Source organism: Ruegeria sp. YKSF070 (assembly GCF_059612725.1).
In genome coordinates, this window is the sequence record NZ_JBXWRD010000092.1 from 1 (window position 1) to 6,400 (window position 6,400).

Consider the following 6,400-nt stretch of genomic DNA (forward strand, 5'->3'; position numbering starts at 1 on the left):
GGAGGTCACGGGCCAGAACCTCCATCGCCGCGACACCGCCAGCCTCGATGGCTTCCACGAATTCCGACCGGGTCTGGAAGGGGAAATCCTCCCCGCCCCAAAGCCCGAGACGCTGCGCATAGGCGAGGTTGTGGACGGTCGTGGAACCCGTGGCCGAGACATAGACCACGCGGGCATTCGGAAGTTTGTGCTGCAGCCGCAGACCCGCCCTGCCCTGCTGCGAGGCCATGGTATCGCCCCGATCGCCTTTACCCCCGGCAGCATTCGCCATGGCATGGCTTTCGTCGAAGAGGATCACCCCGTCGAAATCCGCCCCGAGCCAGTCGACGATCTGGTCGACGCGGGATTTCTTGGCCCCCCGTTCTTCAGAACGCAGTGTGGCGTAGGTGGTGAAGAGAATGCCCTCGGTCAGCGGGATGTCGCGGCCTTGGGCAAAGCGCGAGAGCGGCGTGACCAGCAGGCGCTCCTGGCCAAGGGCCGACCAGTCGCGCTGTGCGTCCTCGAGAAGCTTGTCGCTTTTCGAGATCCAGAGCGCCTTGCGTCTTCCTCGGGCCCAGTTGTCGAGCAAGATCCCGGCCGACTGACGGCCCTTGCCCGCGCCGGTGCCATCACCCAAAAAGAAACCCCGGCGGAAGCGGACGGCGTCAGCGGCATCGTCCCGTGCAGCGGAGACCATGTCTCCGGTCTCATCGACGGTCCAAGACCCAGTGAGATGCGCGCCATGCGCCTCCCCCGCGTAGATGACGGTCTCGAGCTGGGCGTCGGAGAGCAGGCCGTCGCGCAGGACGGCCGAGGGCAGCTTGGGGCGATAGCTCGGTTTCGGCGGAGCGACCGAGGCCATGGCCGCTGATTGCACCAGTTTGGTGGGATGCGAGGCGGCGCCGGGGATGTCGATGGCCTGCAGGCGGAAGGTCTCGTAGATCGCGTCGGACAGCCGTGTCGTGTCTGCGTCCCCGGCGGCTTCGCGGAGAGCGTAGTCCAGGTCCTTTGCCTCGATTGACGTGCCGGGGTTCTCCGGTTGAGCCGCAGATGTCGCGCGGGAGCGGCTGGTGGGTTTGCGGGTGGTGAGGTGAGAATTTCCCGGGAAGCGGGAAGAGTGGCCCAGACCCGCATTTGCTGCCTGTTCAAGTTCGAGGCGCGGCGGAACCTCTGCGGTGATCCGGGACATCAGATGCGCCACGTCCGGAGACAGGGGCTGGCGCAGGTCGGCGGTGATGCCGCCCGGCTCGCCGCCGCGGCATTTATCGAAGACAGAAATCCGCGTTTCGAAGCTGGTGCCGTGCTTGGCGAAAGCTGCGCCCGACACCGCGCCGGTGAAGATGAGATGGGCCGTCTCGGTCAGACGGCCGAAGGTCTCGGCCCAGGCCGGCGCATCCGGCGCGAAACCGGCTCCGGTGATGGCGACGAGCCGTCCGCCGGGGGCCAGGCGCGTGAGGGCCGAGCGCAGATGCCGGGCCGTCGCCTCGGTCGACCGACCATCGACATTGGCTTGGGCCGAGAAGGGCGGGTTCATCAGGATGACGCTCGGACTTGAGGAGACATCGAGATGATCGTCGATCTGCGCGGCATCAAAGGTGGTGACGGGGCGCCCCGGAAAGAGGAGGCGCAGAAGGTCGGCGCGCGTGTCAGCAAGCTCGTTCAGCGCGAGGCCGCCACCCGCGATCTCTGCGAGGATCGCCAGGAGTCCGGTCCCGGCGGACGGCTCCAAGACTAAATCGCGAGGCGTGATCTGTGCTGCCGTCAGTGCCGCGATTCCCATGGGCAAAGGCGTGCTGAATTGCTGAAATCGCTCCATCTCTTCCGACCGCCGGGTGTGCGTGGGCAAGAGGCCTGCCACCTTGGCGAGGATCGGCAAGAGCGCCGCAGGCGAGCCGGCACGCGCAAGCAGCGCCCGACCAAACTTTCGTAGAAAGAGGATCAGCGCCACCTCGCCCGCCTCATAGGCGAGCTTCCAGTCCCAGGCACCGGTCGCATCGGAACCGCCAAAGGCATGTTCCATCTCGCGGCGCAGGCGCAGCGCGTCGATCTGAAGCCCTTGCGCCAGATCGGGCTGCAGCGCTTCTGCAACAGCAACGATCGCAGGGACAGGATTTGCTGCCAACGGGACAATGGGCGCAGGCAAGGACGCCTGCGCAACAGGGGCAAGATGGGTCATCGGGAAACTCCGGAATGAAGGACAGGATCAGGCCTGGACACCCTCTCTCGGGCAGCTTCGGACCTGATCTTTCCCGGCCCCTCTCTCCCTCTCGCACCGAGGTGTTCCCGACGCTTGGCTTGGTTTTGTTCTTGTTATGTTCTATTTTCAGGACCAAGCCAGAAAGGGGGTTCCACCATGGAAAGCACCAAGCACGCCATGCCCGTAACACCCAAGCAGATTGCCTATGCGCGGTCGCTCGCCCTGCGCAACCGGACGCTCCTGCCCTGGGAGGTTCAGCAAGACCGGCGATCTTTGAGCGCCTGGATCGAGGCTCAGGCCCGGCTGAAGCCCGTATCGGACATGGACCAGCTGCCCACCTCCAGGCAGGTGGCCTTCGCTGAGAAGCTCGCCCGGATCAAGCGGTGCGCCGTTCCGGACGAATGCTTCCGCGACAAGGGGCTCATGTCGAAGTGGATCGACGGGAATAAGTGACTCTGCAGGATCACCCGAACCGCCGCCCTCCTTCCGTGAACGTATACGTGTTGACGATGATACCCTCCTCGATGGCCTGGTCCGAGGTGAGGTGGTCGTATTCGGCTTCAAGCTGGCGGTAGAGCCAGCGGGCCAGATCACGTAGCGCCTCGGTCACGACTTCTTCCGCGTCCTCAGTCGGCCGCTGCCAGGTCGCGCTGTCCCGCGTGATGTCCACCGACATGGTGTATTCATGGTAGTAGCGACCACGGTGGCTGGCCTCGGCGGCGAGCTGGTAGAAGTTCCGCCGCTGGATGGCCTGCAGCCGGCCGGCGATGCCGTGCAACGTCGCGTCCGTGGGCGCGTAGTCCCGAATGCGAGCGGCCGCGCCCTTGGCGTGGGACCAGTATCCTTCGAAACAGGCCCCGTCGCCCTGACTCCAGAACCCGGAGAACCAGATGCAGGGCTTTTGGCGCGTCCCGCCGCCCATCAGGCGGACGGGCGTGGTCTTCAGGCTGATGCCGAGTATCTCGCAGACCCGCTCGAAATCTTCATAGACCGCGTCCCACCAGTCGTCGTGGGGCCCGAGGTCGCGATACCAGCAGCGGGCCTTCTCTTTGGCTGCATCCGAGAGCTCCGGGAACTGGTAGACAGTGGTGCAGATGATCTCAGGCATCGGCGTCCTCCCCGTTCAGCGCCGCGACCAACCACTCTTGCGTGCTGGACCAGCCGATGGATTTGCGCGCGCTGAGATCGATGGCATGCGCGCCGCCACCAAAGGCGTCGAGTCGTGGCCGAGAGCAGGTCAGAGAATACTGGAACCCCCAAAGGCCGGTGAGGTCGAGCTCTTCAGCAAGACGCAAGACGAAGCGGATGACGGCTTCGACATCGCCGTGTTCGTCATCATGGATCCAGAGGCTGCTGCCCTCGGGGGCATCCTGGTGCACGAGATCGAAGCCAGCGATATCCGGGTCGTCGGCGTCCTGATCCGCAGCGCGCAGATCGTGAAACAGCGCGAGTGCTCGGGCCGCCTTTTCGGGAGTGCCGACGTCGAGCAGGCATGAGAAATGGGTGAAGTAATCCGCCATGGGGACCTCCTGAATGGGGAAGACCCGGCCAGAAGGCCGAGTACTGGATTGGAAGGGTCGGCCGGGAGCGATCAGCCGATCGACGTGTCGTCTGCCGCCTGTCGTGCGGCATGAGCGCAGAGCATTTGCCGGTAGAAGCGCTTGCGCGCCGTCCGGAGGCCGCAAACAGCGCGTGTGTCGGGGTGCAGCGCCCGGACCGCCGCGCGAACCACTGCCAGCGGCGAAGCGGTCGGTGGCAAGCCAAGTCTTAGATAAGTGTGATCGGTCATGTCACGTGACCTCAACCACGGGCGAAGCGAGATGCGGATCGACCTGTGCCTCGATCCGTTCGGTCCGACCCATCCAGGGTGCGGGCCGAATGGCCTTCACCCAATCGGCGAAGCTCGGGATGAAGCCGAGGTCCTCCTTAACATGCTGCTCGCCGACCCAGCGGGTCGGGATGACGCGCCCGGTCGAGAGCGTGAGGGTCGGGCCGAAAATCGTCTCGGCCATGAAGATGCCCTCCGCATGGTGGCGCAGCGCCCGGTGCCGAAAATCGGCTGTGATCTCCTTGCTCTGGTCGAACCAGGAATGCACGGCGAGGAAATCCTCGACCGTGCCGCCCCATTTCTTCACCGAGGACAGGGCGTGGTGATACGGATGTGCCATCGCCGCCCCCTCAGAAATCGTGGGTATAGAGTTCGGACGAGGTGAAGCGCTCGTTGAACTCGAGGTGGATGGAGCGAGCGCTCGCGTCGAAGCAGAACTCACCGTAGGCCCCGTCGTTGTTCTCCCAACCTCCATGGGTGTCAGACAGCAAGTCGTACGCCAGTTGCTCCACGACATCTTCGAGCGAAAGCGCCCGCATCTCGACCTCCGGGTCGTCCCAGGTCAATGCGGCATAGGCGATCTGGGTCTTGGGGAAAGTGACTTCGGCGTCGCCAGCGTAGGCTTCGATGCTTTCAACCTGGCCGCTATCGCCATAGCCGTCAAAGCTCACGGTCACATGGGTGATGCCCGCGGCAGTCAGGCCATCGAAGAGGCGCTCCTTGTTGGCCGGACGCAAAGCTGCGATCCGCGCATCACGCTCGGACTGCCGAGCCAGCACGCCGGCGAAATCAATTCTGGACGGCGCCATCGGCGCGGCCAGGGTGGGTTCGATCTTGGACATTGGAAACTCCGAAATGAGGGAAAGGATCTGAACCCCGAGGCTCTCTCTCGTCCTCGCAGGCTCACATCCTCCCCTGCCCTTCTCTGACTCTCGGGCGTCACGCCGCGATCTGCAGGGCGCGAGACGCGAAGACACGCCAGAGCGGATCGACAAGACGGGCATCGAGAAGGTCGGCGTGATGCCGCAGCCGTCGCGCGAGGCCATGTTCATGCCACTCGGCCGCCCTCATGGCCTGCGCGCGGGTCTGGCTGGCCTCGGACACGACGGCGCGGGCTTCGGCGGCATCCGAGACCGGGTGGCACCATGCGACCCCGCCATCATAGGTAGCGCCGGCCAGAACGAGGCGGCCCTCCCTATCGAGGATCGCCAGGATGCGCGCTGCGTCTTCAGGGGTGACATTTTCGGCATGAACGATTGCCCCCTGCATGGCTTCGGCCAGCGTGGCAAACCGCTCCAGTACCTTGGGGTGTGCCTGCCCGGACATGAGAGCTGCGGGCGCACGGCAAGCCGTCGTGAGCGCAAACGGCAAGTCTTGATATGCAAGAACGGTCAGGAAGCTCGGCGGCAAACCTGTTTTCTGTGTTTCCGGCTGAGTTTGGAGAGTAAGATCGAACATGGGCATATCTCCGACGGTGCGGAGAGCCTCTCTCCCCGCCTCAAACCGTCAAAGACCAAACCGCCCCCTCGGACTCTCTGTCGCTGATCGGGCCGATCATTTCGGCGTTGGTAAATCGCCCCATCGAACCCGCAAGTAGCGCCCTTCGCGCTTTGGAAGATCTTTTCGGTCGATCATCCGACCCGAGACCTGAAAATCCTCGTTGATCTTTACAACCAAGAGCTTGTTGAAATGCCCATTGGTATCGACCACAACAACATCCTTTGTCTTGAATGGCGTAATGGTTTTGACCTCGACATGATCATTGCCAAGTCTTCCGTCAGCACCCTGGGCGTAGGTCTTGTTCAGCTTGATACCGTACGTGATAGCACCGAACAGCTCACCGATATCGCCGTAGACAGAGAGGTGAAGGCCGGTCTCGAGGTGGTAGCTTTCCGCGAGGGACAGGAGATCCTCAAAATATGGGATCATAGACCGGATCGCGTTCGGGTATTTAGCGCCCCACTCCTTGTAGCGAAGCTGCTCGTCGATTTCCGACCAGGTAACCCATTCACCGTCATCATAAAATGCACGATCTGACCAATCAATTTCTTCCATGCGCGTACTTCCAACACCTAAACGTGTCGGGCACAGTAGCAGATCGATGAAACAGGAACGAGACCGGAGGCGATATCGCCTCCGGTCGCCACCTCAACCAACGCGGTCGAGGAGCTTCTTGGCGCGCCCTTCCATGTCGAGCCGCGCATCCTGCTGGGTCTTGTCGCGCGCAAGCCGCGTGATGCCCTGCACGAAGTCGAAGATGCTTTCGGGCGGTCGGCCCTCTTCCATCAGTACCTTCTCGATGATCTTGCCGGATTCGGCCCTCGAGAAGCCGCGCTTGCGCAGGAAATCCGCACGATCTTCGTCGCTGCGCGCCACGATCTGCTGCCGCGCCGCTT

Annotated in this window: 8 protein-coding genes and 1 pseudogene; 1 reads left to right on the forward strand and 8 read right to left on the reverse strand. The window is 63.4% G+C overall.

The window, feature by feature from the left end; translation table 11 throughout:
- On the reverse strand, positions 1-2,155 hold a 2,155-nt coding region (locus tag AC2FL1_RS23060; RefSeq protein ID WP_496878476.1), incomplete at its 3' end, for a strawberry notch-like NTP hydrolase domain-containing protein.
- Between the two features lie 177 nt (positions 2,156-2,332).
- Between AC2FL1_RS23060 and AC2FL1_RS23065 the strand changes: the two genes are divergently transcribed.
- Positions 2,333-2,629: a hypothetical protein gene (locus AC2FL1_RS23065; protein WP_496878477.1), complete on the forward strand. Its 297-nt coding sequence runs from the start codon at positions 2,333-2,335 to the stop codon at positions 2,627-2,629.
- Between the two features lie 10 nt (positions 2,630-2,639).
- Here the strand turns inward: AC2FL1_RS23065 and AC2FL1_RS23070 are convergent, their stop codons facing one another.
- The 7 genes and pseudogenes from AC2FL1_RS23070 to AC2FL1_RS23100 all read right to left on the reverse strand — a co-directional run.
- Complete coding sequence (locus tag AC2FL1_RS23070) at positions 2,640-3,284, reverse strand: DUF8835 domain-containing pootine (RefSeq protein ID WP_496878478.1); 645 nt, start codon at positions 3,282-3,284, stop codon at positions 2,640-2,642.
- Positions 3,277-3,696, reverse strand: a complete 420-nt coding sequence (locus AC2FL1_RS23075; protein ID WP_496878479.1) for a hypothetical protein — start codon at positions 3,694-3,696, stop codon at positions 3,277-3,279. The genes AC2FL1_RS23070 and AC2FL1_RS23075 overlap by 8 nt, the downstream gene beginning before the upstream one ends.
- A 270-nt stretch (positions 3,697-3,966) precedes the next feature.
- Positions 3,967-4,344 carry a DUF6915 family protein gene (locus AC2FL1_RS23080; protein WP_496878480.1) on the reverse strand — a complete coding sequence of 126 codons (378 nt, stop codon included), beginning with the start codon at positions 4,342-4,344 and terminating at the stop codon, positions 3,967-3,969.
- Positions 4,345-4,354: 10 nt separating this feature from the next.
- A complete protein-coding gene (locus AC2FL1_RS23085) occupies positions 4,355-4,846 on the reverse strand; it encodes a DUF6878 family protein (RefSeq protein ID WP_496878481.1) in 492 nt (163 codons plus the stop codon).
- Positions 4,847-4,943: 97 nt separating this feature from the next.
- Positions 4,944-5,462 (reverse strand): DNA repair protein RadC, encoded by a 519-nt coding sequence (locus AC2FL1_RS23090; RefSeq protein WP_496878482.1) that lies wholly within the window; start codon positions 5,460-5,462, stop codon positions 4,944-4,946.
- Between the two features lie 96 nt (positions 5,463-5,558).
- Entirely contained in the window at positions 5,559-6,059 is a 501-nt protein-coding gene (locus AC2FL1_RS23095; RefSeq protein ID WP_007803268.1) for a hypothetical protein, read from the reverse strand.
- Positions 6,060-6,152: 93 nt separating this feature from the next.
- Positions 6,153-6,400 (reverse strand): annotated as a pseudogene (locus AC2FL1_RS23100) (DUF932 domain-containing protein); the annotation flags it as partial.

What these genes read in the sequence shown, in the direction of transcription:
- AC2FL1_RS23085 (WP_496878481.1), bottom strand. Translation starts at nt 4,846, where the DNA reads ATGTCCAAGATCGAACCCACCCTGGCCGCGCCGATGGCGCCGTCCAGA.
- AC2FL1_RS23090 (WP_496878482.1), bottom strand. Translation starts at nt 5,462, where the DNA reads ATGTTCGATCTTACTCTCCAAACTCAGCCGGAAACACAGAAAACAGGT.
- AC2FL1_RS23095 (WP_007803268.1), bottom strand. Translation starts at nt 6,059, where the DNA reads ATGGAAGAAATTGATTGGTCAGATCGTGCATTTTATGATGACGGTGAA.
- AC2FL1_RS23080 (WP_496878480.1), bottom strand. Translation starts at nt 4,344, where the DNA reads ATGGCACATCCGTATCACCACGCCCTGTCCTCGGTGAAGAAATGGGGC.
- AC2FL1_RS23065 (WP_496878477.1), top strand. Translation starts at nt 2,333, where the DNA reads ATGGAAAGCACCAAGCACGCCATGCCCGTAACACCCAAGCAGATTGCC.
- AC2FL1_RS23075 (WP_496878479.1), bottom strand. Translation starts at nt 3,696, where the DNA reads ATGGCGGATTACTTCACCCATTTCTCATGCCTGCTCGACGTCGGCACT.
- AC2FL1_RS23070 (WP_496878478.1), bottom strand. Translation starts at nt 3,284, where the DNA reads ATGCCTGAGATCATCTGCACCACTGTCTACCAGTTCCCGGAGCTCTCG.